The following is a 20,232-nucleotide window of genomic DNA, read 5'->3' on the forward strand; positions in this document are numbered from 1 at the left end:
ATTTCAATGAATTTCACGCGACGTAACCTCATGGCCGCCGCCGGCGCAGCGGCAGCATCGACGCTTCTCGCCCGCGCCGCCGGCGCCCAGTCGTTCCCGTTCACGCCGAACCAGCGCTATCCCGACCCCGCTGTCCAGATCCTCGATCCCAGTTTTGCAAAATACCGGCTCTATTCCTCGACGCTCGAGCAGGTCGCATCAGGCATGCGCTGGGCCGAAGGCCCCGCCTATTTCCCCGAGGGCGGCTATCTCCTGGTCTCGGACATTCCCAACAATCGGATCATGAAGTTCGACGAGAAGACCGGGCAGACCAGCGTGTTCCGCGCCAACGCCAATTACGCCAATGGCAATGCGCGCGACCGCCAGGGCCGTCTCGTCACCTGCGAGCACTCCGTGACCCGCCGCATCACCCGCACCGAGACGGACGGCAAGATCACCGTGCTCGCCGACAAGTTCGAGGGCAAGCGGCTGAACGCGCCGAACGACATCGTGGTGAAGTCGGACGACAGCATCTGGTTCACTGATCCGCTGTTCGGCATCAACGGCGAGTGGGAGGGCAAGAAGGAAAAGGCCGAGCAGGCCACCACCAACGTCTATCGCATCGCCAAGGACGGCAAGATCACCGCTGTCCTCACCGACCTCGTCAATCCGAACGGCCTTGCCTTCTCGCCGGACGAGAAGAAGCTCTATGTCGTCGAATGGAAGGGCACGCCCAACCGCAGCATCTGGAGCTACAATGTCGGCGACGACGGCAGCCTCAGCGGCAAGACCAAGCTGATCGACGCCGCCGACCAGGGCTCGCTCGACGGTTTCCGCGTCGACCGCGACGGCAATCTCTGGTGCGGCTGGGGCTCCAACGGCGCGCTGCAGGGCGAGCCGACCGAAATCGGTGGCCGCAAGGTGTTTCAGCTCAAGGCCAAGCCGGAAGATCTCGACGGCGTCATGGTGTTCAACGCGGACGGCAAGCCGCTCGCCTTCATCAGGCTCCCCGAGCGCTGCGCCAATCTCTGCTTCGGCGGCCCGAAGAACAACCGGCTGTACATGGCCAGCAGCCATTCGGTCTACGCGCTGTATGTCGAGGCGCACGGGGCGGTGTGAGTCTTGCTTGTGGGGCGATAGCGCGCCCAGAATCTCAGCTGTCGTCCCTGCGAACGCAGGGACCCATAACCCCAGGGAGAAGTTTGACGAAGACTAGCAGTTAAGAAGTCTTCGCCGGTACCGCTCCTGCCTTTCACCGATAAATCACGCGGTATGGGTCCCCGCGTTCGCGGGGACGACAGCGGAAGGTGTTGCTGCGGCGGAGGCTATCGCTATACCCCGGCCTCCGCCATCCCCGCTGCCCACAGCGCGAACGCATAGACGATCGCGACCTCATCGAGCCGGTCGAACCGCCCCGACGCGCCGCCGTGGCCGGCGCCCATGTTGGTGCGCAGCAGGACCGGGCCGCCGCCGCTCATGGTGGCGCGCAGGCGTGCGATCCATTTGGCGGGCTCCCAGTAGGTAACCCGGGGATCAGTAAGCCCGCCCATCGCCAGGATCGCCGGATAGTCCTTTGCCGCGACATTGTCATAGGGCGAGTAGGACAGGATGGTGCGAAAATCCTTCTCGCTCTCGATCGGGTTGCCCCACTCGGGCCATTCCGGCGGCGTCAGCGGCAGGGTGTCGTCGAGCATGGTGTTGAGCACGTCGACGAACGGCACCTCGGCGACGATGCCGGCAAACAGCTCGCCGGCACGGTTGGCGACCGCGCCCATCAGCATGCCGCCGGCCGAGCCGCCATGGCCGACGATGCGTTTTGCGCTGGTGTACTTTGCGGCGATCAGCCCCTGCGCGCTTGCGGCGAAATCGTCGAACGAATTCGTTTTCTTCTCGCGCTTGCCGTCGAGATACCAGCCCCAGCCCTTGTCCGCGCCGCCGCGAATATGCGCGATGGCGTACACAAAACCGCGATCGACCAGCGACAGACGGTTGGCGTTGAACGAGGCCGGCATCGCCATGCCGTAGGAGCCGTAGCCGTAAAGCAGCAGCGGCGCCGAGCCGTCGAGCTTCAGGCCGCGGCGGTAGAGGATCGACACCGGCACCTCGGCGCCGTCATGCGCCTTCGCCGTGATGCGCGTGGTGACGTAGTCGGCGGCGTTATGGCCGGACGGGATTTCCTGGCGCTTGCGCAAGGTGCGCGTGCGCTTGACCATGTCGTAGTCGTAGACTTCCGACGGCGTCGTCATCGACGAATAGGCGAAGCGCAAATTCGTCGTCTCGAATTCGTAGGAGCCCATCGTGTCCAGCGAATAGGCGGCTTCGTCGAAGGCGATGGCGTGCTCCTCGTTCGAGGCGAGATCGCGGATCACGATCGCCGGCAGCGCATTGGCGCGCTCCAGCCGCACCAGGTGGCCGGCATAGAGATCGAGGTCGATGATGTAGATGCCCGGGCGATAGGGGATCAGATCGCGCCAGTTCTTGCGCTCGGGCTGGCCAAGCGGCGCCGTGACGATCTTGAAGTCGATGGCGTCGTCGGCATTGGTGAGGATGAAGAGCTGGTCGCCGCGGTCGGCCAGCGAATATTGCACGCCTTCCTCGCGCGCCGCGACCAGGCGCGGCGGCGCTTCGGGGTTTGCGAGATCGATCAGCCTCTGCTCGCTTGTCTCGTGGTCGCCGCCGGCGATCACGCAGAAGCGGCCGCTGGTGCTCTCGTGCAGATGGGTGAACCAGCCGGAATCCTGCTCCTCATAGACCAGCGTATCGTCAGCCTGTTTAGTGCCGAGCCTGTGTCGCCACACCTGCATCGGGCGATGGTTGTCGTCGAGCTTCACATAGAAGAAGCTCTTGCAATCCGCGGCCCAGACCACGCCGCCGTCGGTCTCCTCGACGAGATCGTCGAGATCCTTGCCCGTCGCCCAGTCGCGCACGCGGATCGAAAAATATTCCGAGCCCTTGGTGTCGGCGCTCCAGGCCTGCAGCTTGTGATCATACGAGTGCCGGCTGCCGCCGAACCTGAAATATTTGTGGTCTTTGGCGAGCGCGTCGCCGTCGAGCACGATCTCGCCGTCGCCGCCGTCGCGCGGCATGCGGCCGAACAGCTCGTGCTGCCCGCCCTCGCGAAACCTGCGGAAATAGGCAAACGGGCCGTCCGGCGACGGCACGCTGGAATCGTCCTCCTTGATCCGTCCGCGCATCTCGCGCACCAGCGTCTTCTGCAGGCCGGCGGTGTGGCCAAGCAGGCTGTCGGTGTAGACGTTCTCCTCATCGAGATATTTGCGGATATCGGGATCCAGCACTTTGGGATCGCGCAGCACCTCCTGCCATTTCTCGTCCTTCAGCCAGGCATAGTCGTCGGTCACGGTGATCCCGTGCCGCGTGAAGGAATGCGGCCGGCGCGGGGCGACGGGGGGCTGGGAAGGGGTTTTGGCCTGGGTCACTCGGTCCTCATCTCAATACATCGTCGCGGTGTCGCCGTTCTTCACCTCTCCCCGCTTGCCTGGAGGGGAGAAGGCGCGTTCCCCCTTATATCGTCCCGCTTCCGCGAATTGCCAGCGCAGCCAAAGACAGGAACGTGCCAGGCCGCCGGGTTGTTGATGGGGCGCTTGTATGCTTTACGGACCAATATCCCCGCCGCCGGTCCAGCCTGATGCTGTTCAATTCCTACCCGTTCATCCTGTTGTTCCTGCCGGCCGTGCTGGCCGGATACTTCTGGCTCGGGCGGCGTAGCAATCTCACGCCGGTGATCTGGCTGGCGCTGGCCTCGCTCGCCTTCTACGCCATCGGCAACTGGCAGTTCGTGGCGCTGTTGCTGCTGTCGATCGCCTTCAATTACGGCGTCGGCCATCTCCTCGTCGTGGCGGAGCTCGGCCCGTCACAGCGAAAGGTGGCGCTCGCGCTTGGTGTCACCGCCGATCTGCTCGTGCTCGGCATCTTCAAATATGCCGGCTTCCTCACCGAGAACCTCAACGCCCTGTTCGGCACGCATGCCGCGGTTCACATCCTGCTGCCGGTCGGCATCTCCTTCTACACCTTCACCCAGATCGCGTTCCTGGTCGACGCCTATCGCGGCCAGGTCGCCGCATACGCGCTGCCGCATTATGCGCTGTTTGTGACCTATTTCCCGCATCTGATCGCGGGGCCGATCCTCCACCACAAGGACATGATCCCGCAATTCGAGCGGGAGGAGACCAAGCGCCCGGACGGGCATCTCATGTTGTGCGGTGTCATCATCTTCGCCATCGGCCTGTTCAAGAAGACGTGCCTTGCCGACGGCATCCAGCCGCTGGTCGCGCTTGCCTTCGAGGCGCGCTCGCCGAGCTTCGATCAGGCCTGGCTTGGCGCGCTCGCCTACACGTTCCAGCTCTATTTCGATTTCTCCGGCTATTCCGACATGGCGATCGGGATATCGCTGATGTTCGGCATCTTCCTGCCCGTCAACTTCAACTCGCCCTACAAGGCAACGAGCATCGTCGATTTCTGGCGCCGCTGGCACATGACCCTGTCGCAATTCCTGCGCGACTATCTCTACATCCCGCTCGGCGGCAATCGCCACGGCCGCGTGCTGCGCTATGTCAATCTCTTGATCACGATGCTGCTCGGCGGGCTCTGGCACGGCGCGGCCTGGACTTTTGTCATTTGGGGCGCACTGCACGGGGCCTATCTCTGCGTCAATCACGCCTTCAATGCGTTGGTGCCGAACATCCCATCTGTTCTCATGCGCCCGGCCCGCATCGCCGGCGCGGTGCTGACGTTCCTCGCCGTCGTCGTCGCCTGGGTGTTCTTCCGCGCCGAGAGCGTTGCATGGGCACTGCGTGTGCTCCACGCCATGGCCGATCCCTCGAATATCGTCTTCGGCCGTGAGGAGATCTCCGCGCTGGTGCTGGTTGCGATCTACGCCGCGCTGGTGTGGCTGGCGCCGAACACGCAAGGCATCTTGGGATACGATCACGCGAACCGCCGGGTCGGCGAGAACTTGCGGGCAGGGCGCATGCGGCCGCTGTTTCTCTATGCCGCATCGCTGGTGCTTGCGTTCGGCATCTTGGGCATCCAGAGCCACAGCGAATTCATCTATTTCCGGTTCTGATGCGCGCTACGTTCACCAGTCTCAAGCGCCTGCTGCTCGCGAGCATCGCGTTCGTGCTCGGTGCTATCGTGCTCACCTACGTCGTCGATCCCCTGCAACTGTTTCGCCCCTCGCGCACCGCCTTCTATTCCGACGACACGCGCGTGCAGAATGCCGGGCTGATCCGCAGCCAGACGTTCGACACCGTTTTCATGGGCACCTCGCTCGCGATCCATTTCCGCCAGAGCGACATCGACCGGGTGCTCGGCGTGCATTCGCTCAAGCTGGCGATGACCGGCTCCAACTCGCGCCAGCAGGGTTTTGTGCTGGAGCAGGCGATCGACCGCGGCGCAAGGCGCGTGATCTGGGCGATGGACGATTTCATCTTCGTCGATGCGGCCGATATCGAGGCCGATCCCTATCTGTCCGTCGATCTCTATCGCGGGACGGCCAAGGGCATCGCGTCCTATCTGCTCAGCGCTGCGATGGCGAAAGAGTCGCTGTTCGCACTGCTGCGCTCGGTCCCGCCGCTGCAAGGGCCGCTGACCCGTGCGGCGCCGTTTCTTCCCGTCAAGTTCGCGCTGGCTGATGTCGACGACATCTACGCGCTGCCGCGGGATTTCGACGTCGCGCGCGAGTACAATGCGAAGAAGACGCTCGCCGCCTTCGCCTACATCACAAGCCCTGTGCGCAGCCGCTTTCTCGGCGAAGGCTACGGCTATCAGGCCATGGCCCGGCATTTCGAGCGCGATGCCGTCGGCCTGATCGCGCGCCACCCCGACGTGACGTTCGACATCTACTTCCCGCCCTATTCGATCCTGCAATTCGTCGCGATGCGCGACGCCTCACCCGAGACGCTGAAGATCGTCACCGATCTGACGGCACTCATGGCGCAGCGCCTGACGCAGCTGCCCAACGTGCGCCTCTACGATTTCCGCGCGATCAAGGCGGTGACGCACGATCTCGGCAATTACGGCGACGTCATCCACCATTCGCCGGTGGTGGACGCGATGGTGCTGCAGTGGCTGGCGAGTGGGAAGCATCGGGTGGATCCGAGGCAGCCGACGGCGTCGCTGGATGAACTGAAGGCTCAGGTCGAAGCGTATCGCGTGCCGAAGTGATTGCCGCAAATTCACCTGTCATCCCGGACAAGCGCGCGCAGATCCGGGACCCAGAACCACAGGGAGAAGTTTGGCGAAGATTCGTAGTGAAGATGCCTTCGGTATTGCGACCGCGCCCCATCGGTAGATCACGCGGTATGGGTCCCTGCGTTCGCAGGGACGACATCTGCGCCTACACCGCCACCTCGTCGCCGAGATAGGCCACCGCGGCTTCCAGCCCGCCCTTGCCGTGCGGGATCTTCAGCGCGTTCAGGCCGATCTCGATCACCCCTAACGTGCCGAGCAGCATCGGCGCGTTGACGTGGCCCATATGGGCGATGCGGAAGGCCTGACCCGAGAGGTCGCCGATGCCGGTGCCGAGCACGACGCCGCACTTGTCCTTGCAATAGCGTTGCAGCACCGCGGGATCGTGGCCGTTGCTCATGGTCACCGTGGTCACGGTGTTGGAGCGCTCGCTGGCCTCTGCCACGTTGAAGCCGAGCACCTGGCCTTCCGACCATGCGCCAACGGCGCGACGCGCGGCCTCGCCGAGCAGGCTGTGGCGGCGGAAGGCGTTCTCCAGCCCTTCCTCGTGCAAGAGGTCGATCGCCTGGCGCAGCGCGAACAGCAGGTGCACCGGTGCGGTGCCGGCATATTTGCGATAATTCTCGGTGCCCTCGCGCTCGCTCCAGCTCCAATAGGGCGTCGACATATTCGCCTTCTTGTGCACCTCGAGCGCACGCGCATTGGCGGCGACGAAGCCGAGGCCAGGCGGCGTCATCAGGCCCTTCTGCGAGCCGGACATCGCGACGTCGATGCCCCATTTGTCCATCTCGAACGGCATGCAGCCGAGGGAAGCCACGGTGTCGACCATGTACAGCGCCGGATGGCCGCTGGCCTTGATCGCCTTGCCGATCGCCTCGATGTCGTTCTGCACGCCCGAGGCCGTGTCGACCTGGACCACGACGACGGCCTTGATGGTGTGCTCCTTGTCGCGGCGCAGGCGCTCCTCGACCTCGTGCGGCCGCACCGCGCGGCGCCAGTCGCCCTTGAGCACCTCGACCTCGGCGCCCATCAGCGCCGCCGCATTGCCCCAGCCGATCGCGAAGCGCCCGCTCTCCAGCACCAGCACCTTGTCGCCGCGCGACAGCACGTTGCTCAGCGCCGCTTCCCAGGCGCCGTGGCCGTTGGCGATGTAGATGTAGGACTTGCCCTTGGTCGCAAACAGCTTCGAGATATCACGGAGCAGGCTCTCGGTCAGATCGAGCATCTCTTTGGAGTAGATGTCGATCGCCGGACGATGCATCGCCCGCAGCACCTCGTCGGGCATGGTGGTGGGCCCGGGGATGGCCAGAAATTCCCGGCCCGCGCGAACGGTCATTGCTGTTGGTCCTTGTTGCTTGAGAACGGACAGGTGGGTTGTTGAATCACGTTTTACGCGCCGTGACCCGCCAAGAAAAGCACGCAAAACGCAGGTCTGGGGCTCTCATCTCTTGGTCTCGCGGCAGCCGGCGGCTTCCGCCTCTTCGACCGAGCAGAACCAGCGGGTGCCCTTGCTGATCTTCATCTTGATCTGGGTGTACCAGCGGCTGGTCGGCTGGTGAAAGATGCATTCGCCGGCGCTGTTGACGTTGCCCTTGATGGTGCAATCCGGGGAGGGCGCCACCGGTCCCGAGGCCGAGGCGAGCAGCACCGCATGCGCCCCGTCGGGCGGCTTGGTGGCGCCGAGGATGACGGTCTTCTTGTTGCGCTCACGCCAGTCCCAGGGCGCGATGAAGGCGCCCTGCCACATTCCGGCTTTTGCCTCACGCGCGGCGGCCTCGTCGGGCTCGTAGTCCTTGGAGATGCGGGTGTAGGCCAGCGCCCAGCCGCTGCGCACCAGCCATTTCTGGATGTCCTCGCCGCCGACCTCGCAGCGCGCCACGGTGCGGCCGCGCCGGTCGATCGAGCGGGTATGGCAGACCCAGCTCTTGCCCTCGGCGTATTTGGCGAGCTCGTCGCGCGCCGCGACGCCGCAGGTCCAGCGCTCGCTTTTGGTGTTGAGGCAGAGCTGGTCGACCGCGGGCGCATCGATGCCACCGAGCCGGATCCGCGTGTTGCCGATCACCACGGCATCGCCGGCGCGCACCTTTGCCATGCCGGTGATGTCAGCGGCTTGGGCGAGCGAGGGAAGAGCGAGGAGAGACAGCGCAATCAGGATCTTTCGCAACATGCCGGTCCGCGTGTGATGAAATGTCGACAGAGCGCGCGATTGTGGTCGGCTTTTGACCATCGGGCCAGCTTATGCTCAACAGATAGGCTTTCAACTTCCCGTCATTGCGGGAGGCCTCTCGGCTCGTGTCCCGGACGCGGTGCGGCGTGTAACGCCGCTTCGCAGAGCCGGGACCCAGAAATTCACAGACACATCTCGCGGAGGCATGGGCCCCGGCTCTGCAGCGCACCGCACCGGACGATGCTTCGCATCGTCGGGGGCGCTGCGCTGCGTCCGGGGCACGGATACGGTGCGCCCTCACCCCCGCGCCATCGCCCGCTTGGCCACCGCGAGCCCCATCAGCACGAACGCCGACGTCACCTCCGGCCCGCCCACCAAAATCCGCGTCGGCGTCTTCATCTTGTTCCACTCATAGGCGCGGAACGGGCCGCGGCGGCCGCCCTCGCCGAGACCGGCGATGATCACGTTCAGCGCCGGCGCGAAGGCGCGCGGGTCGGCGCCGAGATGGCCGAGCGCGATCAGCGCCAGCGCCGCGTCGAACACGTTCATCTCGGCGGCCATCAGCTCGCCCTTGACGTAGGAGAGCACGCGATGCCGGATGAAGTCGAAATCGCCGGCGGGATCGATCGCGGCCTGCGCCGCCAGCGGCAGCGCCAGGAAGGCCGCATAGCAGCGGCCGAAATAGGCGCTGTAGAGTTCCGGCAAATAATAGATGTGCGAGCGTGGATTGGCGAAGGCGCCGCTCGCCGCCAGCCGCTTCTGGAAACCGATGATGCGGTGCACGGTCGCGAGCCGCGCCGGCGTCTCCAGTACCTTCCAGCGCGCGAGGTTGCGAAAGCTCACCTCGAGAATGTCGAGATTGAGCGTCGGATCGAGATCGTTGCCGTAGGGACGCTCGCCCTTGAGGTTGTCGATCCAGGTCGCGACGCCGCCCTCATAGTCGATATTGTCGTTGAGCGGCACGGTCACGCGCGGTTCGTTGACGCCGGCGCGCACTTGGTAGCCGGCGTAGAAATCCAGCAGCGGCTGATCGATGATCTCGTCAAGGCAGCCGGCCTGCGTCGCGGCCGAGATCGAGCAGGCCGTGGTGTCGCAATCCGGCACGTAAACGCCGAAGCCGAGATCCTGCTTGATCTGCGCGAAGTAGCGCGAGAAGCGCGGATGCGGCGCGGGCGCCAGCGCGGTGACGACGTCAAAGCGCGCGCCGCCCGTGCCCTCCACCTCCTCGCGGCTGATGTTGACGCAGAAATCCACCATGTCGGCGATGGCGTGCTCCGCCGCGATCTTGTCGGCCGGCGAGGCGAGCCCGGTCTCGCCATAGCTCAGCAGCGCCTCGATGAAGAATGCATCGTAATAGGCCGAGCGGTGCCGGATCTGCACCGGTTCCCACATCGGCTCCGCGATCCCTCGCCAGGGCGGATTGACGACGGCCCGGGCCGGCGAGCGCGCGATGAAGACGCGGGCGAGGTTGAACAGCAGCGAGGAGTTCTTGTAGCCGCGGGCGTTGAGGCCCGTGAGCGCCATGATCAGCTCGCGTCCACGAAAGTCAGGGTCGCCGATCAAATTGAAGGCCGCATAGGTCGGCAGAAAGCCGTTTTTGCGGTACGAGCCGAGCAGATGCTGCGCGCAGTCGCGGATCACGCCGTCGATCTGCGCCTCTGGCGGCGCGGAGCCGGTGAACATCGCCGGCGGCGGCTTGGGATGATCGAGCGCGATGCTGTCGACGAGATCGGCGACCGGCTGGCCGACCGCGGCCCAGTCGGGCTCGGCCTCGTCGCGGGCGCGCGCCAGCGCCGCGCGCAGCGCCGCCAGCCGGGCCTCATCGCGCAGCTCGGGCAGTCCGGCCCGCCGCAGCAGCACCCGCAGCGCGGGATTGCCGAGCGCGGTCTTGTAGAATTTGGCCAGATGCGGATCGCCGCTGGCCGCAGCAGACAAGACGGGATCGCACACGTCGTAAAGCGAGGGCCCATCCTTCCGCGCGGTCAGCGCCCGGCAGGCGGCGCCGGCAAAATAATGAAAGCTCATGAAATACCTGGTCGCGGGGCCTTTGGCGGGGTTTTGGCCGGGGGCCGGCCAGCGCGCTTCCAGCCACGCGCCACCCCCTGCAAGTCGTTGAAAAGGCTATCCGGATTCGCAGGAAATACAAATGTGATGAAAGTCACGGAAAAATCCGGCACGAAGGCTGCATGATCGAGGCTCGGAAAGGCTGTCGGGGAGCAAGAACCAACAAATCTGCGTAGGAGAATTAACGAACATCGTCAGTGGTTTAGCTCAAATTTTGGGCAATCTATTGCCGGGCACCCTATATCCGGTTAAAGGTTTGTTTGGTGCGGCGCCGCAAATTGCGCGCAATTCGGGGGCACATCCCCGGCCAATCCCTCAAACCTAAAGACGCTATCGCGCTACTCAAACAGTGTGCGCGCGCTTGGCTGGTCTTTGGCACAGGAAACGAACCGAGATGAATGTAAAGCAGCTCGACCTTTCCCGACGCACCATTGCGTTGGCTGCTGCCGTCATCGGCACGGTCTCGCTGGTGATCGGCGCCCATGCTGCTCTCAACATGCGCGCGATCGATGCTGCCAAGGCCGTCTCCACCGACCAGATCACCGGCTCGATCGGCCAGACCTCGCGCCTCGCGCTGGTCATCGGCAATGGACATTATCCCGACGCCAGCGCGCCGCTGACGCAGTCGATCAACGACGCCCGCGCGCTGTCCTCGTCGCTGCGCAAGAACGGTTTTGACGTCGACATGGTGGAAGACGCGACCAAGGACGACATGGTCCGCGCCGTGGGCCGCCTGAAGTCCCGGATCAAGCGCGACACCGTCGTCATGCTGTTCTTCGGCGGCTACGGCGTGCAGGCGGGACGCGAGAGCTACATGCTGCCGGTCGATGCCGTGATCTGGAAGGAAAGCGACGTCCGCCGCCAGGGCGTCTCGATCGACGGCGTGATCGACATGATGAAGGAGCAGGGCGCCAAGGCCAAGCTCGTCGTCGTCGACGCCTCCCGCCGTAATCCTTACGAGCGCCGCTTCCGCTCCTACAGCCACGGTCTCGCGCCGATCAGCGCGTCCGACAACGCGCTGATCCTGTCCTCGGCTTCGCCCGGCAAGGTCGTCGACGACGGCAAGGGCGAGCACAGCGTGCTGGTCAGCGAGTTCCTCAACAACCTCAGTGCGAAGGGCAGCGCCGAAAGCGTCTTCAACAAGACCCGCGTCGCCATCTCCCGCGCCAGCGAAGGCGATCAGGTCCCGACCGTCTCCTCCTCGCTGCTCGAAGACGTCCATTTCGGCGAAGCCGGCGGCTAGTTTTTATCAAATTTACGATCTCTCGTGCCCCGGACGCGGCGCATCATGCAATGATGCGACGCTGAGCCGGGGCCCAGTTTTTTTGACCGTCGCTGTGTGACGAGATGGGTCCCGGCTCTGCGCAGCAGCGTTACACGCTGCAGCGCGTCCGGGACACGAGGAAGCCTACTTCGCCGCTTCCGCAGCCATCACCGGGCGCACCGGATCGCCTTCGCGCAGCAGCGCACCGGCGCGGGCGACGACGACATCGCCGTCGTTGAGGCCGTCGCGGACCTCGATATTGCCGCCCGACATCAATCCGACCTCGACACGCTTGGTCTCGACGCGGTTGCGGCGGATCACCTGCACCACGGTGCCGGCGGATGAATATTGCACAGCTGTCAGCGGCACCGCGACGTTGCAGCTCTGCCCGGTCTTGATCAGCGCGCGTCCGCTCGCCTTCAGCAGCAGCCGCTTCTGCGAGGAGATGCCGATATAGACCATGCCCTGCTGGATGTTCGGCTCGACGGTCGGGCCGATGCGGCGCACCTTGCCGTCGATGTCGCCGGCGCCCGCGATCCGCACGGTTGCCGGCTGGTTGACTGCGAGCTTGCGCATATCGGTGGTCGCCACCAGACCGACGAGATCATATTCGCTGCGCGCCACGATCGTGAACAGGGCCTCGCCCTTGGCCGAGGCGAAATTGCCGATCTGGGCGGTCGACGTCGCGATCACGCCTGCCACGGGCGCGGTGACCTGCAGCGTGCCGCCCTCGGGAAGCGCCAGCCGCGCCAGCACCTGGCCGGCGGTGGTGGTGTCGCCGGCTTCCGCCAGCACGTCCGTGACCTTCAGGCCCGGACGTTCGGGCCGCACCGAGGTTTCCTCCCGCGCGATGATCGTGCCGGTGGCCTCGACGATGTCGGAGAAGCAGGATTTTGCGACCTTCAGCACCGTGACCGCCGGCCCCCTGGGCGCGTCGTCGTCGGCGGCTCCGGCCGGACAGGGACCGAGGAAGAGCATACCGGCGACGGCTGCGGGACACAGGCTTCGAACGACGGCACGGGGCAAATGACGCATCGGAAATTCCACGGGGGCTATGCCTCCAATCGATAGCAGATGGCAGGGCTGCGGACTACGGCAGCGTTGTCCCAAAAAGGGAGGCCACGCCGCCGCGGGCCGTCGCAGCAAGTCTTTGATTAGTCGCAGGATTGGAGAACAGGTTCGCTTTTCCCGGGCGGGGCGCCGGGGTCGGCCCTACTCCCAAAGTGCCGCCGGTCACGGTCTTCTCATCTGCCGGGGGCGCCTGTAAGGAACTAGAATCAGGATGACGCGGCAGGGCGGCCGCACAGCTCATGGTCGAGGCGGGATGCAACGGTTCGTTTGCGAGCAGAATATCGTTCATTTCGAGCGGCTGCTCAATGAAACGGCCGACCCGACGGTCCAGAACACCGTGCGCGCGCTGCTGGCATCGGCGAAGCGTCAGTTGGCGCTGCTGAACTCGGCGGTATCAGGGGCCGATACGACGCCGTTCGAACAGCGCCGGCGGCAGCACGGCGAGACAGACACGATCCGGCAGCAATTCCAGCCCGAATTCGATGCCTCACCGCATCCCTATATGCTGCTGGACCCGGGGCCGGGCCTGCTGATCGTCGACATCAACGATGCCTATGCAGCTGCGACTTTGACCGGCCGGGCCGAAATCGTCGGCCGCTCGCTGTTCGAGATATTTCCCGATAATCCCAACGATCCGCTCGCCGACGGCGTCAGCAATCTCTACGGCAGCTTGAGGATCGTCGGCGAAACCGGGCGGGCGCATGCCATGGCGGTCCAGCGCTACGACATCCGGGATCCGGACGGAGTCTTCGTCGAGCGTCATTGGCAGCCGATCAACTCGCCGATCCACGACACGGCGGGCCATCTGGTCTACCTGCTGCACCACGTCGAAGACGTCACGGCGCAGGTCACCGGGCAGCCATAAACGGCCTGTCAGCCGCGGCGGTCGCCCAGCAGCTTGCCGCTGGCCCGATCGATCAAATGCAGGCGCGTGCAGGCCGGACAGGACACCGACACATGCGTTCGGTCGGCCGGCTCGTCGCCGAGCCGATGCTGCACGTTCATGCCGGTCTGCGGGCATTTGAAGACGATATGACGGTCCATGACCCTGATATGACGGCAAGGCGCGCCTTCCGAAATTACGGATGATTACGTAGGTCGGTGGTGGCGCCCCCTTATGGCAGGGTCAGGAACTCCACCCAGTTCGGCTTCTTGCCGGTGGGATAGGATTTCAGCTTGGCCAGTGCGCCGCTGCCCTGGTCGATCGCATAGACCGTCATGCTGTCGGAGAGCTCGCCGACCGCGGCGAGGTAGCGGCTGGAGGGATCGATGTGGAAGCCGCGCGGCTGCTTCTCGGTCGGCACGCTGCCGATCGTGGTCAGCTTGCCGCTGGTGGCGTCGACCTTGTAGGCGGTGAGCGTGTTGGTGGTGCGCTCGGAGGCGTAGAGGAAGCGGCCGTCCGGGGTGATGTGGATGTCGGCGGCCCAAGGTTTCTTGCCAGACTCTTTGCCGTTGAAGCCTTCCGGCAGCGCGGTGGTGCGCTGGATTTCGTCCCAGGCGCCGCTCCTGGCCTCATAGGTGAACGCCGCGACGTCGCCGTTCAGCTCGTGGACGAGATAGACGAACTTGCCGTTGGGGTGGAATACGAAGTGCCGCGGTCCGGATTTCTCCGGCACCTTGTGGGCCGGCGGATCGTTCGGCGTCAGCGTGCCGGCCGTGGCATCGAACGCGAAGCCCAGCACCTGGTCGGAGCCGAGATTGGTCGCGAACACGAAGCGGTTGTCGGGCGAGGGCAGGAAGGCGTGCGCGTTCAGCCCGGTCGGGATCACCTGCTTCGGCTCGCCGGCGACGCCGTTTGCAAGAAGCGGATTCAGCGCGACCTTGTTGCCGCCATAGGAGGCGCTGAACAGGAACTTGCCGCTGCGGTCGACGGCGATATTCGCCATGCTGTCGGCGAGCGGTCCGTTGCCGATAGGACTGAGCTGGCCCGTCTTGGGATCTATCGCAAAGCTGATCGCCTGGAATGGCTGCGAGCGGATGCCGGTAATCAGCACGCGGTGGTCGGGCGTGATCGCGAGCGGCGTCGAGGAGCCGGGCTTGTCGACGCCCTTGAAGGCGGCCGTCTGCACCGGAATCATCTCGCCGCTCTCGGTCATCTTGAATACGCTGATGTCGTTGCTGTCGGCGTTGCCGACATAGGCGAAGGTCTCGGCCATGCCGGCGCGGACTCCAGAAACGAGGGCGAGGAAGGTGAGGGTGGTGGCGATCGCAACGCGTGGCGCTTTGGATGTGATGCGTCGGGTCGGTCTCAACATTGGGCTCCTCCTCGCGGGCCGGTCGCGGCCTTGTCGTTTTGCCAGCGAGGATAGCGGGCCGCGCGCCGCTGCACCAAATTCCAATTGGGATCGATCGATGCCGAAATTGTATCGGTCGCCGGAGAAGGCTACCGCACCGCCGCCGTGCGCGAGGGCAGCTGCGCCCGGGAGGAGTGGCCGGGCGGCCCGAGCACGGTCCACACGCCGACCGCAACCAGCGCGGATGTCAGGATGGTCCAGGTGATGAGCCGTTTTCGCATCAGGTCGAATTCGTCATGAAGGTCCCGGGCGTTCGATCGTGCACCGCAAACCGCGGCAATCCTATGAACTCGTTCACAGCCGAAATCGGCCGGCGCCATGCGAACCAAAGCCGCGCTAGCGCATTGAGCCCGCATGCCCCGCGAAAACGATCTTGAAGGCAAGCCCGACATGGGTGGCAAGCATGGTGGTCAGGCCGGCCTCCCGAAGTCGCCGCCACGACCGCACCAAGGCGAACACGATGAGGACGTCGTGGCAAAGCGCCACACCGGCCAAACCGATCACACCTCGCCGCCGACCAAATCAAAATAGCGCCGTGCCGCGCCGTCCTGCCGCGCCTCGTGTTGGGAACCGCGGCATCGCTTTGCCGTTACCTGTTCCCGCAGGCGTGAGAGATGGAAAACGGAGGCTGGCTCGTGTTTTGGATTTATTGGAACACCGCCTGGTCGCTGATCATCAGCGGCATCATGGTCGCCACCATCGTCAGCCACCCCGATTCCGAGTTTGTCGAAGTGCAGGCTGCCAGACGGCAGATGTGAGCCATCGCATCTGTTGAAGCCCGCTCGATCGTGGCTTCGCCTCAACGGGGAAGTCCGCGGGCCGAGGTCGGTCCGGATTCGCCTCCGTAGCCGGCCCTCGTCCGGCTCGACCGCACCGCATCACGGGTTTGACCTAGATCATGTAGAGCCGGCCCGTTTCATGGAGACTTCGCGCAATCTGTGAGGTTGAAGTGTCCATCGATCATTCGCGAATCTCGGCGCCGGCGTTCCGTTCGAAAATCATGTCCGCTGACGAGGCCGCGACGCTGGTGCCACACGGCGCGAATGTCGGCATGAGCGGCTTCACCGGATCCGGACATCCGAAGGCCGTTCCGATGGCGCTGGCGCGCCGGATCGAACAGGCGCATGCGCGCGGCGACCAGCTTCGGATCGGCGTGTGGACCGGCGCCTCGACCGCGCCCGAGCTGGATGGCGCGCTCGCCAAGGTCGACGGCATCGAGTTGCGCTTGCCCTATCAGTCCGATCCCGTCACGCGCGAGCGCATCAATGCCGGTGCGATGGACTACATCGACCTCCATCTCAGCCATGTCGCGCAGTTCGCCTGGTTCGGCTTTCTCGGGCATCTGGACGTCGCACTGATCGAGGTCACCGCCATCCTGCCGGACGGCAGTCTGGTGCCCTCGGCCTCCGTCGGCAACAACAAGACTTGGCTGGACCAGGCCGACCACATCATCCTCGAGGTCAATTCTGGCGTCAGCACAGCCCTGCACGGCATGCACGACATCTACTATGGCACGAGGCTGCCGCCGCATCGCAAGCCCATCCCGATCGTCTCGCCCGGCGACAGGATCGGAGAGACCGCGTTTCGCTGCGATCCGAACAAAGTCATTGCCGTGGTCGAGACCAATGCTCCGGACCGCGACACGACCTTCACCGCGCCCGACGCCACATCAAAGGCGATCGCCGGCCATATTCTCGATTTTCTCGGCCATGAGGTTCGCCGCGGCCGGCTGCCGCCGGAATTGCTGCCGATCCAGTCCGGGGTCGGCAATGTCGCCAATGCCGTGATGGCGGGCCTCGATGCCGGTCCTTTCGGCCGGCTGACGGCTTACACCGAGGTGCTGCAGGACGGCATGCTGAACCTGCTGCGCTCGGACCGCATGATGCTCGCGTCCGCCACCGCGCTGTCGCTCAGCGCAGAAGCGACCAGGCAATTCAACAGCGAGATCGACAGGCTGAAGAACAAGATCGTGCTGCGCACGCAAGAGATATCAAACCATCCGGAGGTCATCCGGCGGCTCGGCGTCATTGCCATGAACGGGATGATCGAGGCCGACATCTACGGCAACGTCAACTCGACCCATATTCGTGGCAGCGCCATCATGAACGGCATCGGCGGCTCCGGCGATTTCTCCCGCAACGCCTATCTCTCGATCTTCATGACGCCGTCGACCGCGAAGGGCGGATCGATCTCGGCCATCGTGCCGATGGTCACCCACGTCGATCACACCGAGCATGACGTGCAGATCATCGTGACCGAGCAGGGCCTCGCCGATCTGCGCGGCCTGTCGCCCAAGCAGCGCGCGGCAAGCATCATCGGCAATGCGGCGCATCCGTCATTCCGGCCGGCGCTCCAGGACTATTTCGATCGCGCCTGCATTCTGTCGTCCGGAAAGCACACGCCGCATCTGCTCGACGAAGCCTTCCGCATGATCAAGGCGACGGGCTGAAGAGCGCACGTCAAGCCGCCGCCTGCACCGACAAGAGCTGTCTCAGCTTCGCCGCCGGCACGGCGGGGCTGAACAGCCAGCCCTGCATCTGGCTGCATCCGAGCTGGCGCAGCACCTCGCGCTGGGCTTCGGTCTCGACGCCTTCGGCGGTCGTCGCCATGTGGCGCGCGGCCGCCATGTGCACCACGGCCTGCACGATCGGGGAGGAATCCTCGGATTGACCGATGTCGCTGATGAAGCTGCGGTCGATCTTGATCTTGTCGAACGGGAAGCGGTGCAGATAGCTCAGCGACGAATAGCCGGTGCCGAAATCGTCGAGCGCGATGCGCACGCCGAGCTCGCGCAGCTGCTGCAGGATCGTCAGCGCCTCCTCGTCGTCGCGGATCAGCACGGTCTCGGTGATCTCGAGCTCGAGCCGGCCGGGCGCAAGTCCTGATTCCGCGAGCGCCGCTGCGACCTTCAGCGCCAGCGTCCGCGAGCGGAACTGCACTGGCGAGACGTTGACGGCAATGTGAATCTGGCCGGGCCAGGACGCGGCCTCATGGCAGGCCTGCTTCAGCACCCATTCGCCGATCTCGCCGATCAGTCCGGTGTCTTCGGCGACGGGAATGAAGTCCGCCGGCGAGACCATGCCGCGCTCGGGATGGCGCCAGCGCAGCAGCGCTTCGCAGCCGGTCACGACATTGGCCGCGAGGTCGACCAGCGGCTGGTAGTGCACCTCGAACTCGCCGCGAGCCAGCGCCTGGCGCAGGTCGAGCTCGAGCTGACGGCGCAGCCTCGCCTTGGCGTCGTATTCCGGCGTGAAGACGCGGTAGGTGCGGCGTCCCTCCGACTTCGCCGCGTACATCGCAAGATCGGCGCGCTTGAGCAGGTCGTCGAGATTGTCGCCGTGGTCGGGCGCGATCGCGATGCCGATGCTGGCATCGGTCGGAATGTCCTGGCCCTTGCAATCCACCGGCGCACGCAGCGCCTTGAGGATATCTTCCGCCAGCGCCGACAGCTCGGCCGGATCGCAGGTCGCAGCCGTGACGATGGCAAACTCGTCGCCGCCGAGCCGTGCGACGAGGTCGTTGCCGCTGACGCAGGCGCGCAGGCGCACCGCCACCTGCCGCAGCAATTCGTCGCCGACCTCGTGTCCCAGCGAATCATTGACGCCCTTGAACTCGTCGACGTCGATATAGAGGATGGCGAACGGCTTGCCTTGGGCAAGCTCCGCCACGCGCCGCTCCAGATGACCGCGCAGCAGCACGCGGTTGGGCAAGTCGGTCAGCGCGTCGTAATGCGCCATATGCGCGATGCGCTCGTCGGCACGGATGCGCGCGGTGACGTCGTCATGGGTCGCGAGCCAGCCACCGGCAGCGCCGGGCTGGTTCTTGATCTCGATCAGGCGGCCGTCCGCGGTCTCCACGATGGTGCTCTGGGTGCGCCCGACATGGCTCAAAATGTCGTCGCAATAGGCCCCGACGTCGCCGTGGAACGAGCCGGTGTCATGGCGGTGCCGGATCACGTCGCGGAAAGTGGCGCCGGGCTTCACCACGTCGGCGGACAGGCCGTACATCTCGATGTAGCGCCGGTTGCAGACGATCAGCCGCTCGTCCTGATCGAACATCAGGAGCCCTTGCGTCATCGTGTTCATCGCGGTGTTGAGCCGCTGCTTTTCGAGCGAGAGCCGGTTCGTCACCTGGCGGAAGATCAGGAACAGCGTGAGCACCAGCAGGCCGATCGACAGCACGGCGACGGTGACGAAGAACTTCGTCTGCGTGCGCCAGGTCGCAAGCGTCGCATCCAGCGATTTGGTCGCGACCACGACCAGCGGCTCGCCGGCGAGGAGGCGCGAGGCGACGATGCGGTCCTTGCCGTCGATCGGGCTGGCGAGCTGCATGGTGACGAAGGTGCGATCGAACACCGCCACCTGCTCCGGCGTGCCCTTGCGAAAGTTCTGCCCGATCATCGCATCGACACGCGGAACGCGCGCCAGCAATTGGCCGTTCTGGTGGTGCATCGCGATTGAGGAGTCCTCGCCGAGCCCGGTCGAGGCGAAGAAGGATTCGAGCTGCTCGGGCACGATCGCGCGCGAGACCAGCCCGAGGAATTCGCCATGCGGGCCGGACACGCGCCGCGCGAACACGATCGCCGGCCCGCTGCCGAGCCGGCCGTTCACCACCTCCACGTCTTCCTGCGCGGTCGGATCGTTCTTGAGGCGGTTGAAGTAGCCGCGGTCCGCGACCGAGACGTCGGCGACCGGCCAGCGCCGCGACGAGTTGATCAGCATGCCCCTGGAATCGAACAGATTGGCGCCGGCGACGTCGGTCCAGCCGCTGGCTTTCGCACGCAGCACCTCGTGCATGGCCAGCGTGCCCATCTCGCTGCGGAAGATGTCGGCGGATTCGATGCCGCGGCTCTCGAGCTCGGTGATGATGCTCTTCTGGAGCACCGCGAAATCCTCGAACTCGCGGTCGAAATGCCGGGCCAGCAGGCGCACGGAATTTTCAAGGCTGTCGCGGCCGCTCTCGATCGCATTCTGCCGGAAGCGGTCGACGGTGAGCGCGGTGCCGATTGCGGTCGCGGCCATCAGCACGAAGCCGCCGACGATCAGCCATGTCAGTGGCGCTCCCCGCCAGCGACGGAGCAGCGCGCGCATGCGCGCGGTCCATCGGATCGATGTGCCCATCCAGCCCTCCCGTGGGATGCAAGATGCAGCAAAACCGACAAGACCCCGTTACCAGCGAGGGTTAGG

The 20,232-nt window shown here is 65.0% G+C and carries 17 protein-coding genes; 8 read left to right on the forward strand and 9 right to left on the reverse strand.

What is annotated here, in order from left to right; genetic code table 11:
- The first annotated feature begins 6 nt into the window (after positions 1-6).
- Positions 7-1,098, forward strand: coding sequence for an SMP-30/gluconolactonase/LRE family protein (locus tag AABA84_RS22130; RefSeq protein WP_338313099.1), 1,092 nt, complete (start codon positions 7-9; stop codon positions 1,096-1,098).
- A gap of 212 nt (positions 1,099-1,310) precedes the next feature.
- Here AABA84_RS22130 and AABA84_RS22135 read toward each other — a convergent pair whose 3' ends face one another.
- On the reverse strand, positions 1,311-3,416 hold the full coding sequence (locus AABA84_RS22135; RefSeq protein WP_338313101.1) for a S9 family peptidase: 2,106 nt from the start codon (positions 3,414-3,416) through the stop codon (positions 1,311-1,313).
- Between the two features lie 209 nt (positions 3,417-3,625).
- On the opposite strand from AABA84_RS22135, the gene AABA84_RS22140 reads away from it, so the two are divergent.
- Positions 3,626-5,062 carry an MBOAT family O-acyltransferase gene (locus AABA84_RS22140; protein WP_338313103.1) on the forward strand — a complete coding sequence of 479 codons (1,437 nt, stop codon included), beginning with the start codon at positions 3,626-3,628 and terminating at the stop codon, positions 5,060-5,062.
- A complete protein-coding gene (locus AABA84_RS22145; RefSeq protein ID WP_338313105.1) occupies positions 5,062-6,162 on the forward strand; it encodes a hypothetical protein in 1,101 nt (366 codons plus the stop codon). Before AABA84_RS22140 ends, AABA84_RS22145 begins: the two co-directional genes overlap by 1 nt.
- Positions 6,163-6,334: 172 nt before the next feature.
- Here the strand turns inward: AABA84_RS22145 and AABA84_RS22150 are convergent, their stop codons facing one another.
- From AABA84_RS22150 to AABA84_RS22160, 3 genes are all read right to left on the reverse strand, one after another.
- Complete coding sequence (locus AABA84_RS22150; protein WP_212253007.1) at positions 6,335-7,522, reverse strand: pyridoxal-phosphate-dependent aminotransferase family protein; 1,188 nt, start codon at positions 7,520-7,522, stop codon at positions 6,335-6,337.
- A gap of 105 nt (positions 7,523-7,627) precedes the next feature.
- The gene (locus tag AABA84_RS22155; protein WP_338313107.1) at positions 7,628-8,353 is read right to left on the reverse strand and encodes a thermonuclease family protein; all 726 of its coding nucleotides are present in this window, start codon (positions 8,351-8,353) and stop codon (positions 7,628-7,630) included.
- A 297-nt stretch (positions 8,354-8,650) separates the two neighbouring features.
- The gene (locus AABA84_RS22160; protein ID WP_338313109.1) at positions 8,651-10,378 is read right to left on the reverse strand and encodes a hypothetical protein; all 1,728 of its coding nucleotides are present in this window, start codon (positions 10,376-10,378) and stop codon (positions 8,651-8,653) included.
- A 433-nt stretch (positions 10,379-10,811) separates the two neighbouring features.
- Here AABA84_RS22160 and AABA84_RS22165 point away from each other — a divergent pair, with 433 nt between their 5' ends.
- Entirely contained in the window at positions 10,812-11,660 is an 849-nt protein-coding gene (locus tag AABA84_RS22165) for a caspase family protein (protein ID WP_212253013.1), read from the forward strand.
- Positions 11,661-11,825: 165 nt separating this feature from the next.
- On the opposite strand, the gene AABA84_RS22170 is transcribed toward AABA84_RS22165, so the two are convergent.
- Positions 11,826-12,716: an efflux RND transporter periplasmic adaptor subunit gene (locus tag AABA84_RS22170; RefSeq protein WP_338313110.1), complete on the reverse strand. Its 891-nt coding sequence runs from the start codon at positions 12,714-12,716 to the stop codon at positions 11,826-11,828.
- 247 nt (positions 12,717-12,963) lie between these two features.
- On the opposite strand from AABA84_RS22170, the gene AABA84_RS22175 reads away from it, so the two are divergent.
- Positions 12,964-13,617 carry a PAS domain-containing protein gene (locus AABA84_RS22175; protein ID WP_338308953.1) on the forward strand — a complete coding sequence of 218 codons (654 nt, stop codon included), beginning with the start codon at positions 12,964-12,966 and terminating at the stop codon, positions 13,615-13,617.
- Between the two features lie 8 nt (positions 13,618-13,625).
- Here the strand turns inward: AABA84_RS22175 and AABA84_RS22180 are convergent, their stop codons facing one another.
- From AABA84_RS22180 to AABA84_RS22190, 3 genes are all read right to left on the reverse strand, one after another.
- A complete protein-coding gene (locus tag AABA84_RS22180; RefSeq protein ID WP_212253017.1) occupies positions 13,626-13,796 on the reverse strand; it encodes a hypothetical protein in 171 nt (56 codons plus the stop codon).
- A gap of 71 nt (positions 13,797-13,867) precedes the next feature.
- Positions 13,868-15,007 carry a lactonase family protein gene (locus AABA84_RS22185; protein WP_338313112.1) on the reverse strand — a complete coding sequence of 380 codons (1,140 nt, stop codon included), beginning with the start codon at positions 15,005-15,007 and terminating at the stop codon, positions 13,868-13,870.
- Positions 15,008-15,135: 128 nt separating this feature from the next.
- Positions 15,136-15,267 (reverse strand): hypothetical protein, encoded by a 132-nt coding sequence (locus AABA84_RS22190; RefSeq protein WP_338308955.1) that lies wholly within the window; start codon positions 15,265-15,267, stop codon positions 15,136-15,138.
- A gap of 133 nt (positions 15,268-15,400) precedes the next feature.
- Between AABA84_RS22190 and AABA84_RS22195 the strand changes: the two genes are divergently transcribed.
- From AABA84_RS22195 to AABA84_RS22205, 3 genes are all read left to right on the forward strand, one after another.
- Positions 15,401-15,577 (forward strand): hypothetical protein, encoded by a 177-nt coding sequence (locus AABA84_RS22195; RefSeq protein WP_338313113.1) that lies wholly within the window; start codon positions 15,401-15,403, stop codon positions 15,575-15,577.
- Positions 15,578-15,681: 104 nt separating this feature from the next.
- Positions 15,682-15,804, forward strand: coding sequence for a hypothetical protein (locus tag AABA84_RS22200; RefSeq protein ID WP_283814295.1), 123 nt, complete (start codon positions 15,682-15,684; stop codon positions 15,802-15,804).
- A gap of 242 nt (positions 15,805-16,046) precedes the next feature.
- Positions 16,047-17,495 carry an acetyl-CoA hydrolase/transferase family protein gene (locus AABA84_RS22205; RefSeq protein WP_246551033.1) on the forward strand — a complete coding sequence of 483 codons (1,449 nt, stop codon included), beginning with the start codon at positions 16,047-16,049 and terminating at the stop codon, positions 17,493-17,495.
- 10 nt (positions 17,496-17,505) lie between these two features.
- Here AABA84_RS22205 and AABA84_RS22210 read toward each other — a convergent pair whose 3' ends face one another.
- A complete protein-coding gene (locus AABA84_RS22210; RefSeq protein ID WP_338313115.1) occupies positions 17,506-20,166 on the reverse strand; it encodes a bifunctional diguanylate cyclase/phosphodiesterase in 2,661 nt (886 codons plus the stop codon).
- Positions 20,167-20,232: the final 66 nt, after the last annotated feature.

The organism is Bradyrhizobium sp. TM239, assembly GCF_036247985.1.
In the GTDB taxonomy this organism is placed as follows: domain Bacteria; phylum Pseudomonadota; class Alphaproteobacteria; order Rhizobiales; family Xanthobacteraceae; genus Bradyrhizobium; species Bradyrhizobium ottawaense.

Coding starts and splice junctions, on each gene's coding strand:
- AABA84_RS22130 (WP_338313099.1), top strand. CDS start 7: ATGAATTTCACGCGACGTAACCTCATGGCCGCCGCCGGCGCAGCGGCA.
- AABA84_RS22140 (WP_338313103.1), top strand. CDS start 3,626: ATGCTGTTCAATTCCTACCCGTTCATCCTGTTGTTCCTGCCGGCCGTG.
- AABA84_RS22145 (WP_338313105.1), top strand. CDS start 5,062: ATGCGCGCTACGTTCACCAGTCTCAAGCGCCTGCTGCTCGCGAGCATC.
- AABA84_RS22150 (WP_212253007.1), bottom strand. CDS start 7,522: ATGACCGTTCGCGCGGGCCGGGAATTTCTGGCCATCCCCGGGCCCACC.
- AABA84_RS22155 (WP_338313107.1), bottom strand. CDS start 8,353: ATGTTGCGAAAGATCCTGATTGCGCTGTCTCTCCTCGCTCTTCCCTCG.
- AABA84_RS22160 (WP_338313109.1), bottom strand. CDS start 10,378: ATGAGCTTTCATTATTTTGCCGGCGCCGCCTGCCGGGCGCTGACCGCG.
- AABA84_RS22165 (WP_212253013.1), top strand. CDS start 10,812: ATGAATGTAAAGCAGCTCGACCTTTCCCGACGCACCATTGCGTTGGCT.
- AABA84_RS22170 (WP_338313110.1), bottom strand. CDS start 12,716: ATGCGTCATTTGCCCCGTGCCGTCGTTCGAAGCCTGTGTCCCGCAGCC.
- AABA84_RS22175 (WP_338308953.1), top strand. CDS start 12,964: ATGACGCGGCAGGGCGGCCGCACAGCTCATGGTCGAGGCGGGATGCAA.
- AABA84_RS22180 (WP_212253017.1), bottom strand. CDS start 13,796: ATGGACCGTCATATCGTCTTCAAATGCCCGCAGACCGGCATGAACGTG.
- AABA84_RS22185 (WP_338313112.1), bottom strand. CDS start 15,007: ATGTTGAGACCGACCCGACGCATCACATCCAAAGCGCCACGCGTTGCG.
- AABA84_RS22190 (WP_338308955.1), bottom strand. CDS start 15,267: ATGCGAAAACGGCTCATCACCTGGACCATCCTGACATCCGCGCTGGTT.
- AABA84_RS22195 (WP_338313113.1), top strand. CDS start 15,401: ATGCCCCGCGAAAACGATCTTGAAGGCAAGCCCGACATGGGTGGCAAG.
- AABA84_RS22205 (WP_246551033.1), top strand. CDS start 16,047: ATGTCCGCTGACGAGGCCGCGACGCTGGTGCCACACGGCGCGAATGTC.
- AABA84_RS22210 (WP_338313115.1), bottom strand. CDS start 20,166: ATGGGCACATCGATCCGATGGACCGCGCGCATGCGCGCGCTGCTCCGT.